Origin of the sequence: Melioribacter sp. Ez-97 (genome assembly GCF_051488665.1) — a bacterium.
GTDB lineage: Bacteria > Bacteroidota > Ignavibacteria > Ignavibacteriales > Melioribacteraceae > Melioribacter.
In genome coordinates this window covers 227,537-247,357 of record NZ_JBPSEG010000002.1, presented here as the reverse complement: position 1 = coordinate 247,357, position 19,821 = coordinate 227,537, and the positions used below count along the sequence as shown (strand labels likewise).

Annotated in this window: 20 protein-coding genes; 18 read left to right on the top strand and 2 right to left on the bottom strand. The window is 42.3% G+C overall.

Annotation, left to right across the window (positions count from 1 at the left end; translation table 11 throughout):
- Positions 1 to 64 precede the first annotated feature (64 nt).
- Positions 65 to 1,135: a metallophosphoesterase family protein gene (locus tag ACSSWA_RS03410; RefSeq protein WP_437355179.1), complete on the top strand. Its 1,071-nt coding sequence runs from the start codon at positions 65 to 67 to the stop codon at positions 1,133 to 1,135.
- Between the two features lie 104 nt (positions 1,136 to 1,239).
- Here the strand turns inward: ACSSWA_RS03410 and ACSSWA_RS03405 are convergent, their stop codons facing one another.
- Together ACSSWA_RS03405 and ACSSWA_RS03400 are read right to left on the bottom strand one after the other, a co-directional pair.
- Positions 1,240 to 3,096 (bottom strand): right-handed parallel beta-helix repeat-containing protein, encoded by a 1,857-nt coding sequence (locus ACSSWA_RS03405; protein WP_437355178.1) that lies wholly within the window; start codon positions 3,094 to 3,096, stop codon positions 1,240 to 1,242.
- 100 nt (positions 3,097 to 3,196) lie between these two features.
- Positions 3,197 to 4,105, bottom strand: coding sequence for a patatin-like phospholipase family protein (locus ACSSWA_RS03400; protein WP_437355177.1), 909 nt, complete (start codon positions 4,103 to 4,105; stop codon positions 3,197 to 3,199).
- A 229-nt stretch (positions 4,106 to 4,334) separates the two neighbouring features.
- Here ACSSWA_RS03400 and pduL point away from each other — a divergent pair, with 229 nt between their 5' ends.
- From pduL to ACSSWA_RS03315, 17 genes are all read left to right on the top strand, one after another.
- Positions 4,335 to 5,045: a phosphate propanoyltransferase gene (gene pduL / locus ACSSWA_RS03395; protein WP_437355176.1), complete on the top strand. Its 711-nt coding sequence runs from the start codon at positions 4,335 to 4,337 to the stop codon at positions 5,043 to 5,045.
- A gap of 2 nt (positions 5,046 to 5,047) precedes the next feature.
- Positions 5,048 to 5,344, top strand: coding sequence for a EutN/CcmL family microcompartment protein (locus ACSSWA_RS03390; protein WP_437355175.1), 297 nt, complete (start codon positions 5,048 to 5,050; stop codon positions 5,342 to 5,344).
- A 2-nt stretch (positions 5,345 to 5,346) separates the two neighbouring features.
- On the top strand, positions 5,347 to 5,643 hold the full coding sequence (locus ACSSWA_RS03385) for a hypothetical protein (protein ID WP_437355174.1): 297 nt from the start codon (positions 5,347 to 5,349) through the stop codon (positions 5,641 to 5,643).
- A gap of 8 nt (positions 5,644 to 5,651) precedes the next feature.
- Positions 5,652 to 5,933 carry a BMC domain-containing protein gene (locus ACSSWA_RS03380; RefSeq protein ID WP_437355173.1) on the top strand — a complete coding sequence of 94 codons (282 nt, stop codon included), beginning with the start codon at positions 5,652 to 5,654 and terminating at the stop codon, positions 5,931 to 5,933.
- A 9-nt stretch (positions 5,934 to 5,942) separates the two neighbouring features.
- On the top strand, positions 5,943 to 6,236 hold the full coding sequence (locus ACSSWA_RS03375; RefSeq protein WP_437355172.1) for a BMC domain-containing protein: 294 nt from the start codon (positions 5,943 to 5,945) through the stop codon (positions 6,234 to 6,236).
- A 21-nt stretch (positions 6,237 to 6,257) separates the two neighbouring features.
- Entirely contained in the window at positions 6,258 to 7,682 is a 1,425-nt protein-coding gene (locus tag ACSSWA_RS03370) for an aldehyde dehydrogenase family protein (protein ID WP_437355171.1), read from the top strand.
- Positions 7,683 to 7,706: 24 nt separating this feature from the next.
- Positions 7,707 to 7,991, top strand: a complete 285-nt coding sequence (locus tag ACSSWA_RS03365; protein WP_437355170.1) for a BMC domain-containing protein — start codon at positions 7,707 to 7,709, stop codon at positions 7,989 to 7,991.
- Entirely contained in the window at positions 7,988 to 8,275 is a 288-nt protein-coding gene (locus tag ACSSWA_RS03360) for a EutN/CcmL family microcompartment protein (protein WP_437355169.1), read from the top strand. The genes ACSSWA_RS03365 and ACSSWA_RS03360 overlap by 4 nt, the downstream gene beginning before the upstream one ends.
- Positions 8,272 to 8,535 carry a EutN/CcmL family microcompartment protein gene (locus ACSSWA_RS03355; RefSeq protein ID WP_437355168.1) on the top strand — a complete coding sequence of 88 codons (264 nt, stop codon included), beginning with the start codon at positions 8,272 to 8,274 and terminating at the stop codon, positions 8,533 to 8,535. Before ACSSWA_RS03360 ends, ACSSWA_RS03355 begins: the two co-directional genes overlap by 4 nt.
- Positions 8,535 to 8,816, top strand: a complete 282-nt coding sequence (locus ACSSWA_RS03350; protein ID WP_437355167.1) for a EutN/CcmL family microcompartment protein — start codon at positions 8,535 to 8,537, stop codon at positions 8,814 to 8,816. The genes ACSSWA_RS03355 and ACSSWA_RS03350 overlap by 1 nt, the downstream gene beginning before the upstream one ends.
- A gap of 97 nt (positions 8,817 to 8,913) precedes the next feature.
- A complete protein-coding gene (locus ACSSWA_RS03345; RefSeq protein ID WP_437355166.1) occupies positions 8,914 to 9,702 on the top strand; it encodes a class II aldolase/adducin family protein in 789 nt (262 codons plus the stop codon).
- Positions 9,703 to 9,708: 6 nt separating this feature from the next.
- Positions 9,709 to 10,887 (top strand): acetate/propionate family kinase, encoded by a 1,179-nt coding sequence (locus tag ACSSWA_RS03340; RefSeq protein WP_437355165.1) that lies wholly within the window; start codon positions 9,709 to 9,711, stop codon positions 10,885 to 10,887.
- 30 nt (positions 10,888 to 10,917) lie between these two features.
- Positions 10,918 to 11,451 carry an LUD domain-containing protein gene (locus tag ACSSWA_RS03335; protein ID WP_437355164.1) on the top strand — a complete coding sequence of 178 codons (534 nt, stop codon included), beginning with the start codon at positions 10,918 to 10,920 and terminating at the stop codon, positions 11,449 to 11,451.
- Between the two features lie 2 nt (positions 11,452 to 11,453).
- Positions 11,454 to 13,670 carry an LUD domain-containing protein gene (locus ACSSWA_RS03330; RefSeq protein ID WP_437355163.1) on the top strand — a complete coding sequence of 739 codons (2,217 nt, stop codon included), beginning with the start codon at positions 11,454 to 11,456 and terminating at the stop codon, positions 13,668 to 13,670.
- Between the two features lie 325 nt (positions 13,671 to 13,995).
- The gene (locus tag ACSSWA_RS03325) at positions 13,996 to 15,006 is read left to right on the top strand and encodes a LacI family DNA-binding transcriptional regulator (RefSeq protein ID WP_437355162.1); all 1,011 of its coding nucleotides are present in this window, start codon (positions 13,996 to 13,998) and stop codon (positions 15,004 to 15,006) included.
- Positions 15,007 to 15,218: 212 nt separating this feature from the next.
- Positions 15,219 to 16,712, top strand: coding sequence for a rhamnulokinase (locus ACSSWA_RS03320; RefSeq protein ID WP_437355161.1), 1,494 nt, complete (start codon positions 15,219 to 15,221; stop codon positions 16,710 to 16,712).
- Between the two features lie 41 nt (positions 16,713 to 16,753).
- Entirely contained in the window at positions 16,754 to 19,714 is a 2,961-nt protein-coding gene (locus ACSSWA_RS03315; RefSeq protein ID WP_437355160.1) for a TonB-dependent receptor, read from the top strand.
- Positions 19,715 to 19,821: the final 107 nt, after the last annotated feature.

Genomic DNA, 19,821 nt, shown 5'->3' with positions numbered 1-19,821 from the left:
GTTTTACAAATTATTTTTTTATACTTGCCGTTATTAATTGCAAATCAAAAAAAAGAGTTATAAAATGAAAGCCGCAAAAGCTATCCTGCTATTTGTAATATCTTTGACGTTTGCACAGTTTACGGCTGCGCAGAGCAATAATAGCGATACTTTGAAGTTTGTAAGTTTCCCCGACTTTTTCAACTTCGACATACCGGAACCCTGGCCTGATTACGACACAGCCGTAGCTTATTTTTTGGAGCAGGTAAAAAGCGAAGAACCGTCGTTTGTATTAATTGCGGGAGATCTTGTAAACGGTCACTGGTGGGACAGTCCTCAATGCGTCGAACATATGGGCGCAGTCTACTATTCCGGTTGGATAAGAAGACTCAATCGATACGGATTGAAATATTATACCGCTGTGGGAGATCACGAACTGGGCGACGATCCCTGGCCTCCAAACAAGATTAAATTAATTCCTTATTTCGAAAATGTTTACAGGACATTACTTGCGATGCCGAATAACGGTCCCGACGGCAAAAAAGGACTGGCATATTTTGTTAGGGAAGGAGATTTGCTGCTCGTTACCGTTGAAACATTCGATGTCGTCTCGGATACGATGTATGTCGGGGTTAGAGGCGAACAACTAGAGTGGATGAAAAAAGTATTGAACGAAAACAAAGACGCGAAGTTTAAGATTGTACAAGGGCATGTCCCGGTCTGGGGCGAAATAAAAGCGCGCTCATCGAGTAAACTGATGATGATCGGGGGAAAAGAAAGCGAGTTCTATAAAATATTGAAAGAATATGGCGTCGATTTATATCTCGCGGGTGAGTTCCACGATGTTACCGTACTCGAGTCGGACGGTATATGGCAGATTGTTCACGGTTCGTCATGGGGAAGAAAAGTCGTTAACACGCTCGATTATCTCGTAGGCGAAATTAACGGCAATCGGCTGAAACTTACGATGAAGAGAATTTATATGGATGCAGTCGGCGATTATATGTGGAATCTAAATAAGGACAGAGGTCCGAGAGAGAAAGTCATTATTAATAAAAAGACGCTCTTGAACGGACCCGAAATTACCGGTACTCTTACTATAACAATTGAAGGCAATAAAAAGATTTATACGGAAAGAACCGGCTATTTCAAATAATTTCTGTACTGCAAAACAGGGGGCTGTGCGGTAGAATTGTTGTTACTTTAATTAGTGGAAATCATTAAGAAAAGCAGGGTGAAAGGATACACCCTGCCTTTAATTTATTTTACGATATAAGCGCCTACGGATTTGAATCTTTTCCGTATTAACTTCTCGATATACGCAGGTAAATCCGTACCGGCGTTTGAAGCGGGAAATCCTTTCAATACTTCCAGATTATGAAGTTCGACGCTTTTGAATAAGGGACCGTTGTAGTTCTTGAAATATTTGCTGTTCTTAGTGTATTGAGGAAATTTTGCCGCAAATTCGTCGTAAGAATCGAATAGAAATTGACAGCGCTTGTTGTCAGCCGGACTCCATATAAATGCCGGTTTATGCGGATTGTCCGATTTGTGCACATAAACGTTGTAATCGAGTTTAGCCACCTGCGGGTCGTTTATCGTATCGCAGATTGACGCGGGCTGCCATACGTAGAGCAGCGGTCTGTTGTAGCTTTCGTCGGCATACAAAAGGTTATTTACGAATTCATGTCCAACTCTTTCGTCGACGTCTGGGCCTGTGCTGGGATGCCATCCGAAATGATCGCCCTGTGCGCTTCTTTCGTTGCGCGAGATGCACGCCATACTGTTTATGAAAGTGTTGTTGTAGAATTTCACGTTCGAGCTGTTAAGCGCCCAGACTCCGTGGTCGCAGTTTACGAATACGTTTCCTGCGCAGACGGCTCCTTTCGAAATTTCGAAGAAGAATCCGTTGTCGCTCGGCCAGGGACGCTCGATTGAATAGGGCGATTTATAATCGCCTATATTCTCTATCCAGTTATTGATAAATACTCCGTCCACGTTTCCTACGTCGTACCAAATACCGTTCGAATAAGGATGATCTATTACTAAGTTGTCATTGCAGGTAACGCGATAACACTGATTGAAAATCTTTACGGCAGCGGGGTAATATCCCGTAATGCGTTCTATGTTGTTTCTTTTAATGATATTTTTTTCAAGGAGAACGTCCGAAGAACTGAGAATATAAAGTCCTTCGGTGCTTGTGTCGCTGATAAGACAATTACGGATTACCAGACTGTCGCCCCGGAAATATCCCGCTACTCGCGAGCAATAAGTTATCGAACAATTTTCTATTACAGTTCCGATAACGTCCTTGCCGTGATTTTTCTCGTCCGATAAGCCTTCGGGGTCTTTGCCTTCGATTTCGATTGCGCGGTATGCATACTGAGTCAATGTTATCCCTCTGAGTTTGAAGCCTTTATTATCGGGGGACTTTCCGTTAACTTCTTTAGTTGTTCTTATAAGAGCGGCGTCGAAAGCCGTAATTTCGATTAAATGGTTCTTCGGATTAACGCCTATATAAACCAATCCTCTTTCGTAGTCGATGTAAAAACTGTTTTCGTCTACTTCTCCTTCCCAACCTGCCGATTGAAGAAACTTGCCGTCGACAAAAACCATATCGTTGTTGAATTTATGTAACGGCGTTTTTTTCCCTTCGCGATTTCTTCGCCACCAGCTCTGCGGCTTTGAAGGAAAGAGTCGTTCCCATTTAGTTATCCACAGCCCGTTGCCAAGGTCTTCCCATTTGTCAGCCACATACGTGCCTTTGAGAACCGGCTGTTCGTCCATATAGGGTTGTATTGTAATTCCCTGGTTGAAAATCAGATTGCCAGTGCGATAGACTCCGCCGCGCAGTATAATGGCGTCGCCCGTTCTTGCCTTTTTAAAAGCCGCTTCAATTGTAGTGGGTTTATCGAGACTCGTTCCTTCCGTTTCGGCGTCGCCGCCGGGCGCAACGTAATAAATGGTCCCGTTTACTTTCGGAAGATTGTATTTCAAAGTCATCGGACCGTATGGGCCGCCGGACGGTTGCGCAATTTGCGGGATGTTAAATGCAATGATTATAAAAAGCAAATATTTCAGGAACGTAGTTTTCTTGTAGCGAGAAATTGTTTTCATATTTCCCCCGGTTAATTATGCCATGAAAAAATTATTAACGGTTATAAGTTAATAAAAATAAGTGTATTTCTTACAATAAATAACGCTGAATAAAACGCCTTTAACTTTTGATTTTTTTAAGTCTGCTCTTCGCCGTTCTGTAGCCGATTTCAATTAATTCTTCGGCTTTATTGAATTCGAGAAGTTTGTATTTCCCCGTGTCGGGTTCGATCAATATATCCGGCTTGGCTATCTGCATTGTAAGTTCGCTGATTTGCACCTGGACTATTATAAACATCTGATAAAGCACTTCCCAAAATTTTGGGTCGGGGGTCTCGTTTCTGTTGTTGATGTAGTGGAGGGGATTTTTGATAAAATATTGAATCTTTTCGTTAAGCGATAATTTTCTGAGTTCTGAACCGGACATCCTTTTCTTATCCGTATCCGCTATTTGATTGATCCCGTAAGTTTCGAATCGCCTCAAATTGACGGCAATAACGGTATCGATATTTTGTTTCCGGACTATATCCACGGGAGTCGGGTTTACAAGTCCGCCGTCAAGCAGTTTGTATTTGCCGTATGTAACCGGGGAAAATATTATTGGGAGCGATATGCTGGCGCGTATGGCGGTTGTTAAATCTCCCCGGTCGAGTACGACCATTCTACCCGTTAATATGTCGGTAGCTATTGCGGAAAAGGGAATTGTAAGATCGTTAAAATTTTTTCCGCCGAAAATCGTACTCAAAAATTCATCCAGGTAGTCGGAATTGACAAGAGAAGACAGTGAGAGTGTGGGAGTAAAAATTTTTGCCATCAACTTCCAGTTTGTTTTTAATGCAATCTCTTCGATTTCTTTTGCGTTCATTCCCATCGCATAAGCGCCTCCGATTAACGCTCCTATACTGCTCCCGGAAATATAGTTTATTTTAATGCCGTATTCTTCGATAGCTTTGAGAACGCCGATATGCGTCAATCCTCTGGCAGCGCCTGTTCCAAGCGCAAGACCGGTTTTTTTGTACTCTTTGTTCATTTTGCCTGTACTTAAAAATGAGAAGACATAATTTACTAATTTATAACGGATTATATCAGACATTATTTTGTCGCAATCTGATTAGACAAAAAATAAAGGCGGCGCTTGACAAAGAATGGGGGAAATATTATCTTTGCTTAAAGGTTTTCGAAAACCTTTTCGCTAATTTCTCCGGCTGCTTTTCCTGTCCTCTTTTGAAAATTTGACGATAATTAAGAGGAGGGTCGTTTTGTTTGGCCTCGATATTAAAACCGGCTCGGCTAACAACAATAATAACGAGCGGGAAGATTTTATTGCAACTCTTGCAGACGAAATATCACGCTCGATTGAAAGTAAATACGGCGCACTTTTTAAAAGTTCCTATCCTCTTATTCCCGTCGGCGTTTCGAACAGGCATATCCACCTTACCGAAAAGACCTTCAAAAAATTATTCGGACAGGATGCAAAATTCGAAGAGTTGCGCCCTCTGTATCAACCGGGAGAATTTGCATCGAAACATACCTTGACGATCGTAGGACCAAAACTGAGATGCATCGAAAACGTAAGAATTCTGGGACCCTTAAGAAAATACGACCAGGTTGAAGTCTCTCTTACCGATTCAATCTACCTCGGTTTGAATCCGCCGGTTACAAATTCAGGCTCGCTCGACGATGCCGCTCCGATTACTCTCGTAGGTCCCAAATCGTCTGTCTTCCTCGAAAGAGGCGCAATAATCGCCAACCGGCATATTCATATGAGTTCCGCCGACGCTCTCGTCTTGGGCGTTAAAAACGGCGACTATTGCAAGGTGAGAATTGCCGGAATCAAAAGCACTGTTTTTGAAAACGTGTTGATTAGAATAAATGACAACTGGAAACTTCAAATGCATTTGGACACCGACGACGCCAATGCGGCGTTTATTAAAGGCGAAGTTTATGCCGAGTTTCTGGGGAAAATGTAAATATGAAATTCGGATTGGTTATAGGAAGCGTGGTCTCGACCAAAAAAGCGGGTAAGTTGAAAGGGTTGAAAATTCTCGTGGTTAATTATCTAAATGAAAACCTGGAGAGAACTTCCCATTCAGCGGCATGCGTCGACACGGTAAACGCAGGTGAAGGAGATATTGTTCTGCTCTGCTCGTCTTCTTCGGCAAGATTGACGGAACAGACCAAAGACGTTGCAACCGACAATACAATTATCGGAATTGTGGATTCGGTTTCGCACGGAAATAAAATTATCTATAAAAAACAAAAAAGTTAAGCTTGAGCCGGATTAATATAAAGAAGTTAATTGAACTAATAGTTACGGAAGTAATTAACGAACTCGAAAAGAGAGGATATGAAATTACATTTGAAGAAAATACCGGCGCAAATAAAAACAACTCGTACGAATTCGATATGAGCGCTTTCAAAACGCCGGTGCTTACGGAAAATATGATTCTGCAAGCGGATAAAAACTTATCCGAAATTATTATTCCCAAAGGTACGGTTATTACTCCCGGCGCAAAAGATTTAATTAATAAAAGAAGAATAAGAACAATTTATAAACAAACAGAATAGGAGAAAAAATGGCAAAAGGAGCGGCTCTCGGTTTTATAGAAACCAGAGGAAATACCGGGGCGGTCAACGCTATCGACGCAATGCTCAAAACGGCAAATGTGGAATTTGTAAAGCGCGTTGAAATTGGCGGCGGATATGTTACCGCATTGGTAAGAGGCGAAGTAGGCGCCGTCCGATCGTCTGTAGAAGCCGGAGCGGAAGCGGCTGCTAAAGTAGGCGAATTGGTCTGCACCAATATCATTCCCTCGGCTCACGAGGAAGTCTTCGAATTATTAATGTTAAACAAATAGGAGCGTGACATGCTGGAAGCATTGGGCATTATAGAAACCTTAGGTTTTACAGCCGCAATTCAAGCTGCCGATGCAGCGGTTAAATCCGCTAATATAAGATTGGCGCAATGGGTTAAAGTAGGCGGCGGAAGAGTCAGCATTATTATCAGAGGCGACGTTGCCGCTGTTAAAGCTGCCGTCGACGCTGGCGTTCAGGCTGCTTCGAATATCGGGAACGTATTGTCCGAAATTATTATTCCTCGCCCTTCGGAAAAATTATCGGGTAAATTTCCGATTGAACCGCTAAATTTAAAGAAACAATAAAAAATTTAAACGGGGCTTGAAGTGGATTTGAACGAAAATGAAATAAGAAAAATCGTAGAACAGGTAGTCGAAAAAGTAATGTCGCAAACGACGGAGGCTTCCTCCGGTTCGAAAATCGATAACGGCGACTGGGGAGTTTTTACGGATATGAACGACGCGGTCGAAGCGGCTCACGCAGCTTTCCTGCAATTCAAGGAAAGGAGTATCCAATGCCGCAAAAAAATCATCGACGCCGTACGTAAAATGGCTCTCGAAAATAAAGAAGAATTGGCGCAAATGACTGTTGAAGAAACTGGAATGGGACGCGTCGACCATAAAATAGCCAAATACGTCAATGCGGCAAATCATAGTCCCGGCGTTGAATATTTGCAGCCGGAAGCCTGGTCGGGCAAAAACGGTTTGGCAATCGACGAATATGCGCCGTTCGGAGTCATCGGAAATATATCGCCGAGCACTCATCCCGGTCCGACCATGATTAACAATATTATAATTCAATTAGCCGGCGGAAATACGATTGTATTCAATCCTCATCCCTCCGCTAAAAAGGTAAGCGCCAAAGTAATTCAATTGGCAAATAAATATATGTACGAAGCCGGAGCTCCGAAGAATCTCGTTACATGCGTTGCCGAACCCACGCTTGAAACAGCAAAAACTTTGTTCGGGCATGAAAAGATTGAACTCTTGTCCGTAACCGGAGGTCCTCAAGTTGTTAAGATGGCTCTGGAATATCCAAAAAAAGTTATTGCCGCCGGTCCGGGCAATCCTCCCGTTCTGGTTGACGAAACGGCGGACCTCGAACTCGCAGCCAGGGAAATTACAATGAGCGCAAGTTTCGACAATAATATCCTCTGCATAGCCGAAAAGGAGATATTTGTTGTCGACAGTGTATTCGAACGATTCATGGCTGAAATGGAAAGAGCGGGGAATTATCGCCTGTCGACCGGAGAGATGAACCGCTTAGCCGAAAGTGCTCTCGAATTGTCGGGCAAACACTGGTTGATAAAAAGAGATTTTGCGGGGAAAAGCGCTGCAGTATTGGGCAAAGCGCTCGGAATTAATTTACAAGGAGACGTACCGTTATTATTCGGCGAAGTAGAAAAGGATCATCCCTGGGTTGTTGCCGAACAAATGACTTGTTGCATTCCGGTCGTGCGGGTAAAAGATTTTGAAGAAGGTCTGTCGGCGGCGCTAAAAGCCGAACACGGTTTTAAACATACTGCGAGTATCTTTTCGAAAGATCTTGAACGGGTAACTCGGTTTACAAGAGTTCTGGACTGCGACGTGCACGTAATAAACGGCGGAACTTTGAGAGGCAACGGCGGCGATCTCGGAGAAGGTTACTTTTCCCATACAATTGCAACACCGACAGGCGAGGGAATTTGCACGCCGGTTCACTTTGTAAGAAAACGTCGTATTATGACGCATAAATCTTTCAGATTCGTATAAAAATTTTAATTGAAGGAGAATAAAATGGCAATTAAACATGCAATCGGTATTTTGGAAACAAAAGGATTTGCGCCTCTGGTGCTCGGCGCCGATACTGCAGTAAAAGCCGCAAATGTCGACGTTGTCGAGTGGCGGCAGGTCGGAAGCGGATACGTTTCGTTTGTAATCGAAGGAGACGTAGCCGCCGTACGAGCCGCTATCGACGCCGCAACAGACGCGGCTTCCCGGATCGGCGAGGTTATTTCTCAATTGGTAATTCCGCGTCCGGTGGACGAGTTGGATGCGTCATTTAATCGTAAAACTAAATGATATTTGCAAAAGTTATAGGCAGCGTGGTTTCGACTCATAAAGACCCCAAATTAACGGGCAAGAAAATGCTTCTTTGTAAAGAAGTAAATCATGAGGGGAAACCGATCGGGTCGTATCATGTGGCTATTGACGCCGTTCAGGCGGGAGAAGGCGATTTTGTCCTTTTAACATACGGTTCCTCGGCTCGTATGACCGAGACTACTAAAGATTCTCCCATCGATGCGGTAATCGTTGCAATTATTGACGACGTTCAGATTACAAAAAAGATTACGGCGCAGAAATGAAATTGGGAATAGTTATCGGCAAAACCTGGGCTTCTAAAAAAGTGAAAGAATTGGAAGGCTGCCATCTTTATGTAGTTCAGCCGGTTTCATCCGAATCCAATCCGGTAGGGAATCCGCTTGTGGTTGCCGACCCTAAAAACATTGCAGCCGAAGGCGATCTGGTTGTCTATGTTACGAGCACCGACGCAACTCAGGCATTTGATACCGGCTTTGCGCCTGTGAATGCAAGTATTGTTAAATTAGTCGACAGCGTGGCATAATGTATCTGGCAAAAGTTACAAAAAGAGTCGTATCTGTGGTTAAGCACGAAGCTTACAACAGTAAAAAAGTTTATGTGGTGCGACCCGTTCTGCCCGACGGAACAATGTTAGATACGGAACATGTAGCGCTCGACTATATCGGGGCGGGCTTGGGCGACATTGTTGTCTGCGGCGGAGCTCCCGGCGTGGCTCAATCGATCTTCGGTCTGGATCTCGCGCCTATAAGAACTCTTATCATCGCCATTGTGGATAAAATCGATTATAACGAGAATGAATTATAAAAGAGAAAAATAAAGATTTGCATCTTCACGTAAACATTTTGATATTTATTTGTACTTTCAAAAAAGAAAAATAATACTAAAAATAAAGGAATAAGCCATGCATAACGAATGGGAACTGCGGAAACATATTGTGGAGGTCGGAAAAAGAATCTGGACGCGTGGATACGTAGCTGCAAACGACGGAAACATTACCGTTTTACTCAACGACGAAGAAGTTTTGACTACTCCCACAGGCGTCAGCAAAGGTTTTATGACGACCGACATGATTATCAAATGCGACAGGCAGGGCAACGTTATTACGAAAAGTTCAAAATACCGTCCCTCGAGCGAATTAAAAATGCATCTTGAAGTTTATAAGGAACGACCCGATGTTAAATCCGTAGTGCACGCTCATCCGCCGTATGCTACCAGTTTTGCCGTTGCCGGCATACCGCTCGACAAATGTGTATTGCCCGAAGCGATAATAGTAATAGGCGCTGTGCCGATTGCTCCTTACGGGTTGCCTTCTACGTCCGAAATTCCCGATAATATCCGTCCCTATATAAAAAATTCGGATGCAATTCTGCTCGAAAATCACGGCGCGCTTACTCTCGGCAGCGATCTTTTCAATGCTTATTATAAAATGGAAACTCTCGAACATACCGCAAGCATTGTCTGGAAAGCGCTTCAACTGGGCAATTTAAATGTTCTCTCGCCTCAGGAACGCGACCGTCTGCTCGGCTTGAGAGAAAAATTCAATCTGCCCGGCAGAGTTACAGTATGCAGCACGGATGTTAATCCAAAGGCTCAATCGGCAAATCCTCAACCTCAGAAATTAAATGAAGGTATGATACAGGATATTGTTGAACAGGTGCTGGCTAACTTAAAAAACAAACTAACTAAATAGAGCGCCATGAAAATTTTAATAGCCAATCCCGGGAGCACTTCGTATAAGTGCAAACTATACGACGCCGGCAATATGGATATTTTATTCCAGGCAGTTGTCGAAAAGATCGGTCAAAAGGACGCTATTTTCAGGTTTGCTTTCAAGGGAGATAAAGAAATAAAAAATGTCCTTGAAATTAAAGATTATTTTACCGCGGTCAACATGACTTTAAAAGCGCTCAACGAAAAATATTCTGCGGATGATATTTCAGCCGTAGGTTTCAAAACCGTTCATGCTAAAGGAATTTCCGGATGCGTGGAACTGACCGACGCTGTTATTGAAGCGATGAAAGAGTATCGCCCGCTGGCTCCGGTTCATACAGACGTTTATTTGACCGCCATATCGATTTTCAAAGATTTGCTCGATACCGTTCCGCTTATCGGATTGTTCGAGACTCACTTTCATACAAATATCCCGCCCGAAGCTTACATGTACGGAATTCCGTACGAATATTACGAAAAGCACGGAATAAGAAAATACGGATTTCACGGCGCGTCGCATCGTTATATAGCGCTGCGCGCAAAAGAACTGTTCGATGCAGACAAGGTAATCTCGTGCCACCTCGGCGGCAGTTCGTCTGTATGCGCCATTAAAAACGGCGTGTCGGTCGATACTTCAATGGGTATGAGTCCGCAGTGCGGATTGATTAACGCCAAACGCGTAGGCGACCTCGATTCGTATGCGCTCCTTTATCTTATGCAGAAAGAAAACCTTTCAATCGACGATGCAATCGAGATATTGATGACAAAAGGAGGACTTTACGGCATCTCAGGCATTAAATCGGGCGATCTGCGCGATATCGAAACGGAAATGGACAAAGGCAATTACCGGGCTAAACTCGCTTTCGATACTTTTGTTTACAATGTGAAGAGATATATCGGCGAGTATTTGGCAATTCTCAACGGAGCCGATTGTATTGTATTTACTGCTGGAGGCGGACAAAACAGCGTTTTATTGAGAAAAAAGATCGCCGAAAATATGGAAAATCTCGGCGTAATTCTCGACGACACTAAAAACGAATCGAATCCGAAAGAAGGTTTGATATCGAGCGACGCTTCGCCGGTTAAGATTGCAATAATTCCTACTAACGAAGAGTTCATTGTGGCGTCCGAAGTAAAGGAATTTCTGAATAAGCGTTATTCTTAAACAATAAAGTCGGTTTATTAAAAAAATTTGATGAAGTCCAAAGAAGAATTGTTGAAAGAATTTATCGGTAAAGCGGAAGCTGCATGCGCTAATGTAATTGCCGTCGCAGGCGAACCTTCTTCAATAAAATCGGCATTGCAAAAAATTACCGAAGGCGAAAACGAAATATTGGTTTCGAATCCCGGAATAATAGAGCGGAGTTTTTTCGAACAAATATTCGACGATGCAAAATATTTAAAGAATTTCGACAAGGAGAAACTGAGAAACGCTAAAACGGGAATTGCGCCTGCTGTATGCGGCATTGCTTCCACCGGTTCCGTTATTGTTCCGATAACCGGCGATTATACGAGTTATATTTCAATGCTTGTACGAAATCATATTGTAATACTCGACGGTAAAAATATCGTAGGAAAACCACGCGACCTGTTTGACGAAGGAAATGAGAATAGATTTCTGAAAGGAAGTTATTCAATAATTACGGGACCGAGCGCTACGGCGGACATGGGTCCGCTGGTGCGAGGGGTTCACGGTCCGGGCAAATTGCATATAATCGTTACGGAATGATAATGAACAGTAAATTGATTCATCCGAAAGAATTCGCCAGCAAAGCAAAAAAAGAAAATCTATTTAAAGCCATCGATTATGCGCTTGCCTTCGAGACCGAATCCGTTCGGCACAACACTCAAACTTTCAACAACAATCGCTACAAAGCAATAAGCCAAATTGAAGATTACGAAGAATTAAAGAACAAGGCGCGGGAAATCAAAGAAAATTCCATCAGAAATCTACCTTTCCTGGTCGAAAAACTGACAGAAACAATCGAAGCGCGCGGAGGTTCTGTTTACTATGCCAAAGACAAAAAAGAAGCCGTTAATTTTATTAAAGAAATCTGTTTGTCTAATTCTGTTAAATTGGCGGTTAAATCGAAATCGATTACTTCCGAAGAAATAAAACTAAACGATACGCTTGAAGCCGAAAATATCGAAGTGGTAGAAACCGACCTTGCCGAATTTATATTGCAATTGTCAAAAGAGCAGCCTTCGCATATAGTCGCTCCCGCCATTCATCGCAGCAGGGAAAGTATTTCGAAACTCTTCAAAGAAAATATCGATACTTCAGATCCGCTTGAAACGGGAGAAGAACTGACAGCCTTTGCCAGCAAAACTTTAAGAGAAAAATTTCTTGCGGCGGATGTCGGTATTACAGGCGCGAATCTGATTTCCGCTGACGAAGGCGCAATCCTTCTGGTCGAAAGCGAAGGAAATATTCGACTGACGACGCATTTGCCTGCTATTCATATTGCAGTTGCGGGCGTCGAAAAAATAATTCCCGCCAGAAAGGACTTCGGAATATTTATCGAATTACTAGCCGCAAGCGCTACCGGACAGGTTTTGACTTCGTATACGAACATACTCGAACCGCCGTTGAAAGCGCCGGCGCTCAATCTTAACAACAGATCGGATAAAGAGAGAAAATTCTTCCTGGTGCTGATTGACGACGGTCGGATGGCAATGAGGGACGACCCGGATTTGAAAGAAGCGCTCTATTGCATCAGGTGCAGCGCGTGTATGAATGTATGCGCTAATTTCCAGACCGTTGGCGGTCACGCATTCGGAGGCGAATGTTATACCGGCGGTATAGGAGCCAGCTGGGCAGTAGGCACCACGGGCAAACTCGAAGAAGGACGTTTCGCTGAATTATGCACCGGATGTTCGCGTTGCGTTCCGAATTGTCCGGTAAGAATCGATATTCCCCGCTTAAATACCGTTATAAAGAACAGACTTATGGAAGCCGAGTCTGTCCCGCTTCAAAAAATATTTTTCGGCTACTTCGGCGACATGGCAAAGATTGCTTCAAAGTTTTCTTCGTTAGTAAATTATTTTATGAAATCGAAAGCGGTAAAAATTCTGCTGGATAAATTTTTGGGCGTCGAAAAGGAGAGGGAAATTCCCGAATTCGCAGGAAAAACTTTCGTTGAATTATATAAAAGAAGAGTCGGAGCTATTCATCAAAGGAAACCCGGAAACGACAGGCAAAAAGTAATTGTCTTTGCGGATGTTTTTACTAATTATAATAATCCGGCAGTCGGTATGAAAGCCGTTGCAGCGTTGGAAAAATTAGGATTTCAGACAGAAGTAAGCGAGGTCTACGACGACGGCAGAGCTTCGTTATCTCAGGGAATGGTTCAATACGCAGAAAAGAAAGCGGCGCAAACTGCGTCTTACCTGAAAAAGTTAATTGACGGCGGATACGATGTAATCGTAATAGAACCGAGCGTACTTACAATGTTGCGAAATGATTACGCGAAGTTATTGAAAGACGATAATTTGTTTGCCGCCGTCAACGAAAAATGTTATGATTTATTCGAATTTCTCAATATGAAGATAGAGGAAGGGAAACTAGACATAAATCATATTAAAAAGAATATAAAATACGCCGGACAAAAAATATTTTATCACGGGCATTGTCAATTGAAATCAATCGGACTTGGAAACGAAGCGCCCGAATTTTATAAAAAGCTCGGGATTGACGCGGCAATATCGACTCAGGAATGCTGCGGTATGGCGGGCAGTTTCGGTTATAAAAAGCATTACTATAAAATAAGCAAGTCGTTGGGAATCAGCTTATTGAACCAGATAAAAAACAAATTCGGAAGTACTGACGAAGTTGTTATTCTGGCAAGCGGAACTTCTTGCAGGGAACAATTAAAAAGTTTTTCCGACAGGAAGGATAATATATATCATCCTGCGGAATACTTGAATAAATTGATTAAAGAAAAGTAGAAGAGAGCCGGTAAAATAAAAAAAGGTCGTCTACTGAAAAATTAACTTGACATAAGAAAATAATCTTAATATTTTCATAACGGCATCGAAAACGATTAAGTAATTATAGGGTGAGCTGAATTGGCTCTTTTTTAGGGTAGAGTTACTTAAAGGTTTTCGAAAACCTTTTCTGATTGCGGCTTTTTTCTTCCTTTTCGACATAAATCATTCAATATATGGGACTTACGTGGCGGAGCTGTGCCCGGACGTCCTTTATCTTCTCCTTGAATTTTAGACGTTAAAATGGTAATATTATTCATCCTAATACAACTTATGGGCAATTTCAGTGAGTTATAAAAAGAAAAAAGTTACTTTAAAAGATATTGCCTTGGAACTCTCTCTTACTCCCGCAACAGTGTCGAAAGCTTTGAGGGATTCGAGCGATATCTCCGCAGAAACCAAAACTTTGGTTAAAGAAAAATGCAAAGAGATGGGCTACCGCCCGAATATCCTGGCTCGCTCTCTTATTACCAACAGAAGCAAAATCCTTGGCGTTCTAATTCCCGATCTCAGAATTTCATTCTTCTCCGAAGCCGTACGCGGTATGTACGAAGAATCGGGCAACGAAGGCTACGAATGCATTTTGATGGTTCACGACGAGGACGCCGATAAAGAAAGAAAAAAAATCGAATTCCTTTCCGACATCGGCGTCGACGGTATTTTATTAAACGCCGTAGGCGGCGACGAAAATCTGGAACTCTATAAAAAAATGGACGAAGAAGGCATTCGAATCGTATGCTGGGACCGCAAAGTTCATGAATTGCCTTTCACTACAGTTAAAATAAACGACGTCGACGCGGCATACGAACTTACCACCGATATGATAAAAGAAGGGCGCAGAAATATTTTATTCCTCGGACCGAATACTCTCATTCCTGTTTGCGAGGACAGATTCCAGGGATACAAAAAAGCTCTCGAAGACAACGGCATCGATTTCAATCCCGACCTTGTACTGCAAACATTCCGCAGCGTTGAAGACAGCTATAATAAGATGACGGCGCTGCTGGATACGGGCATTAAAATCGACGGAGTAATAAGTATCGGCGGTTTGATTACATACGGCGCGGGCAAAGCCATATTGGATAAAAATCTTTCTATCCCGGGCGACATACTCCTGGGAGAATTCGGCGACAATACGATTGTTTCCCGATTGGGCGTGCCTTACTATTCCGTCCAACAAAATCCGTATGTAATCGGTAAAACTGCTACCGATATTCTTATCGACATGCTCGAAAACAGAAAAAGCTATAACGATTACGAAGACGTTACTGTAGAATACAGTATTCTCAAAAGATAAGTCACCATGACAGGGCGTTATTTCTTGAGATATTTTTCTTCCCCCTTCCTCACTTCCTGCGGTTTATAAGTTAGTAATAAAATAATATATAAATTCTCGCTCCGGGAGCGATTAATTGTTTTTCTTTTTACTCAAGAATTTTTTAACCGCTGCACTTCTCCACATAATTTAATTATATCAATCATTCTACTAATCATAATCACGGGTTAATTATGGATGAAAAAAAATTTATAGCATTCGACCTGGGAGCCGAAAGCGGAAGGTGTATGGTCGGATTGCTGAACAATCGAAAAATATCTCTACACGAAGTACATCGCTTTAGAACTCCTTCAATTAAATTCGATTACGGATTCCATTGGGATATTTTGGTAATCTACGAAGAAATTATCGAAGGCTTGAAAAAAGCAAAGAAGGAATTCGGCAGTCGTTTCGACGGTATCGGCATCGATACGTGGGGAGTGGATTATGTGTTGCTTGATTCCGAGAACAGGCTGCTCGGTTATCCTTATCATTACAGGGACGATCGCACGGACAACATGATTGAAGAGGCATGCAGAATAATACCAAAAGAAAAAATTTACCGGTCGACGGGCATACAATTCGTTCAGATTAACACCATTTATCAGTTATTGTCCGAACAAAAAAGAAAAACCAACCTTTTGAATGCGGCGGATAAAATTCTAATGATCCCGGATTTTTTGAACTTTTTGCTTACCGGTAAAAAAGTATCCGAATATTCGATTGCATCCACTTCAGGACTTGTGAATCCTTCTACAAGAAATTGGAGCTGGGAAATTATTGAGGCGCTCGGATTTAAAAAGAGTATTTTCCCCGAGCTAATTGAGCCCGGTAAAGATTTGGGACCAATTAAATCTTCGATTTTACAATTAACTCAGCTGGATTCAAACATATCCGTAATCGCTACAACATGTCACGACACGGCTTCCGCCGTCGCAGGCGTTCCCGCGCAGGGCGGTAACTGGGCATACTTAAGTTCAGGCACATGGTCTTTAATGGGAGTCGAACTCGGTCAACCGGTTTTAACAGAGCAAGCTCTCGACAATAATTTTACAAACGAAGGCGGCTTTAATAATACGATTAGATTTTTGAAAAATATTCTGGGTCTTTGGCCTATTCAGGAATGCAAACGTTACTGGGACGAAAAAGAAGAGAAAGAATTTTCATATGCGGAATTAACTGCTATGGCTGAAAATTACGGCCCTGCAGGCGCTTGGGTCGACCTTTCCGATTCAAGATTTTTGAAGGCGGGCGATATGCCGGAAAAAATTATAGCATTCTTAAAAGAAAGCGGTCAAAAGCATAACAATGACTTCGGGTTTATTATAAGAGTAATAATCGAAAGTCTTGCCTACAGCTACAGGGATACTTTGAAAAAAATAGAATCGGTAATTGGTAAAAATATAGAGCGTCTTCACATAGTAGGCGGCGGTATTCAAAATGAACTTCTTACGCAATTAACCGCGGACGCGACGGGTTGCGAAGTTACAGCCGGACCGGTTGAAGGAGCGGTGCTCGGAAATATCGGCGTTCAGGCTATCTCTAAAGGCATTGTAAATAATATTGATGAATGGCGAAAAATCGTAGCCGATTCGAGCGAATTAAAAACCTATACGCCCGGGAACAAAAAATATTTCGATGAAAACTCAGAACTGTATAATAAAATCGTGAGATCGAAGTTCAATTAAACATACATTAAATAATTCTCTAATAAAAAGGGAGTTGAGTTATGAAAGTAAGTAAGATAATACTCAAGTGCGCGATTCTGATTTTGTTTATGTCGGGTTTTATTCTGGCTCAAGGCTCTGGCAGAATACGAGGCAAAGTGCTGGATAAAGAAACGGGAGAAGTTCTGCCCGGAGCGAATGTGTTATTGGAAGGCACGAGTATCGGCGCTGCCGCTTCGTTTGAAGGAGAATATTATATCCGAAGCGTACCGCCCGGTAATTATACTTTGGTGGTTAAATATCTCGGTTACAAGGACGAGAGAATTCCCGTAACTGTAGTTGCCGGTAAGACAATTGAACTGGATGTCGAACTCGAATACGTGGCGCTGGAAACGGGGGAAGTTGTAATTACCGCTCAGGCGGAAGGTCAAATGGAGGCGATTAACCAGCAGTTGTCGGCAAATACCATTAAAAACATAGTTTCGTCCGACCGCATCAAAGACATACCGGATGTAAATGCCGCTGAATCTGTAGCTCGCCTGCCCGGTATATCGTTGATTCGCAGCGGCGGCGAAGGTCAAAAGGTTACCATCCGCGGTTTGTCTCCTCAATATAACGTTATGATGGTAAACGGCGTTCGACTTCAATCGACGGACCGCGAAAACCGCAGCGTCGACCTGAATATGATTGCGCCCAATATTCTCTCGGGCATTGAAGTTACAAAAGTTCTTACGGCTGATATGGACGCCGACGCAGTAGGCGGAACGGTCAATCTAAGAATCAGCAAAGCCCGCGAAGGGTTGCATTCTAATGTATCGGTGCAGGGAGGATATGCATCGCTTGCAAATGATAATCCTTACGGAAATTATCGTATCGCGGCTCTCGTAAGTAATCGGGTATTCGATAATAAACTGGGTATTCAGCTCTCTGCTTATATCGATAATTATAACAGGAATTCAGACCGCTTGAGCGCTTCTTATACTACAAATGTTGAATCGATTACTAATGAAGGACTAATTCCTACATTGCTTAACGACGTCAATATCTACGACGACGTTAGAGACAGAAAAAGATACGGCGGCAGTTTGGTATTCGATTATCAGTTTTCGAACGGAACATTGTTGTTAAATAATTTTATCGGAAGTCTGAAAGAACATCAAATACAACAAAGAAATTATTTTACAACGTCCTACGATTGGAGAGGATATGCTACCGACAGAGAATTTACGAATACCGTAATAAGCAACGCATTGCAGGGCGAGTTTGAATTCTTAAATATGAATATGGATTTTTCCCTTTCGAATTCCATTACGACTCAGCGTCACCCCGGCGATTTAACGCTCGATATGAGGACAAGATCCGGCGGCGTTCAGGGCTGGGTTCCCGATTCTGTTATTGCCGGCAAAGAAAATCAGGTTTCGCCCAGCGTTTTGCTGAATCACTTGCAGGTTCTGGGACAGGATAAAATTGTAAATAATGTAAATACTTTAAAACGAGATATTGACGAAACCGCTCAGTCTGCAATCTTTAACGTGAAAATTCCGTATAACTTTTTCAGTTACATTTCCGGCGATTTGAAATTAGGCGGAAAGTATGAAAGAAATACACGAAAGAATGATGAAACGGCGTGGTATATTGATGTAGACCGCGGCGGTCTTGCATTGGATTTCAATACTTTACTGCGAGACGTAATATGGACAGACCTTGGCATTTCCAAAGAAGATAACGGTCTTAAAGCATCGCTGTTTGCCGATCCGGATTACGATATCGGCGATTTTCTGTCCGGCGAAGAAGGAATCGGCAGCAATGTATTCTACAATAAAGTATCGATCTGGAAAATGCATCGTTTAGCCGACCTTGCAAAAGAATACGGTTACTATCTGCCCGACCCGCTGGGATCTACTCAGTACGATTATAATTATACGAGAAATTTTTACGCTTTTTATTTTATGACAGAAATGAAAATCGGGAAATATATTACACTTCTACCCGGATTACGATATGAAAAGTACGGCTTCGATTACACTGCCGATTCGACCTATGTATTTGGTCGCTTGACTACTCCGGGCGAATATTATTATGATTATAAAGAAGTGCATTGGGATTCCACAAAAGACGATAACTGGTTTCCTCAGATATTACTTCGTATAAAACCGACCAATTGGCTCGATATCCGTTTGGCAAGCACAAAAAGTATAATTTATCCCGACTACAGAGCCGTTTCTCCTTATCTCTTTATCGACACTTACGGCGATCCTGTGCTGCGTATGGGCAATCCTTATCTTAAGTCTGCCATTACTCAAAATTATGACGTATATGTCTCTGTTTATGATAATTATATCGGACTCTTTACGGCGGGGTTATTTTATAAAGAAATAGAAAATCTAATAGTGCCGATTACTTATTTTACGAAAGACGCTTCGAAGATCAATTACAGATATCCTCTGACTCCGAATCAAAGAACAACCGTTTACACCTGGACAAATCTTGAAGAAAAATCTTACGTGCGGGGAATTGAGCTCGATTGGCAAACGCATTTCTGGTTTTTGCCTTCGTTCTTAAAAGGACTCGTATTGAATATTAACTATACGCACATCAACTCCGAAACGCGTTATCCTTACTTCAAGAGCGTCGCAATCGGAAGCGGAATCTTTAAAAAGTATACCTATATAGATACAACCCGTTCGGGCAGATTAATCAATCAGCCGAATGATATATTGAACTTAACAATCGGTTATGATATCGGCGATTTTTCGGCGAGATTATCATTCCAGTACACAGATAACGTCCTTAGAAGCGCGCACACCGTTTATCAGGAACTTGATTCGTATACCGCTCCTTATTCCAGATGGGACTTTACGGCATATCAGAAATTACCCTGGCTCAAAGGTCTGCAAGTATATTTGAATATTAATAACATTACAAACAGACCGGACCGCCAATTTGTAAGCGTTCTTGAAAAACTGTCGGGTGTAGAATATTACGGTACAACCGCAGATCTGGGCGTCCGATATTCATTCTAATTAAAATAAATCTTTTTAGCTCGTAAAAAGGAGGTGATAATTTTTTTTACCGCTCAATTAAAAACACTACCAATATTCCCCATTAATTTAATCCATAATAAAACTAG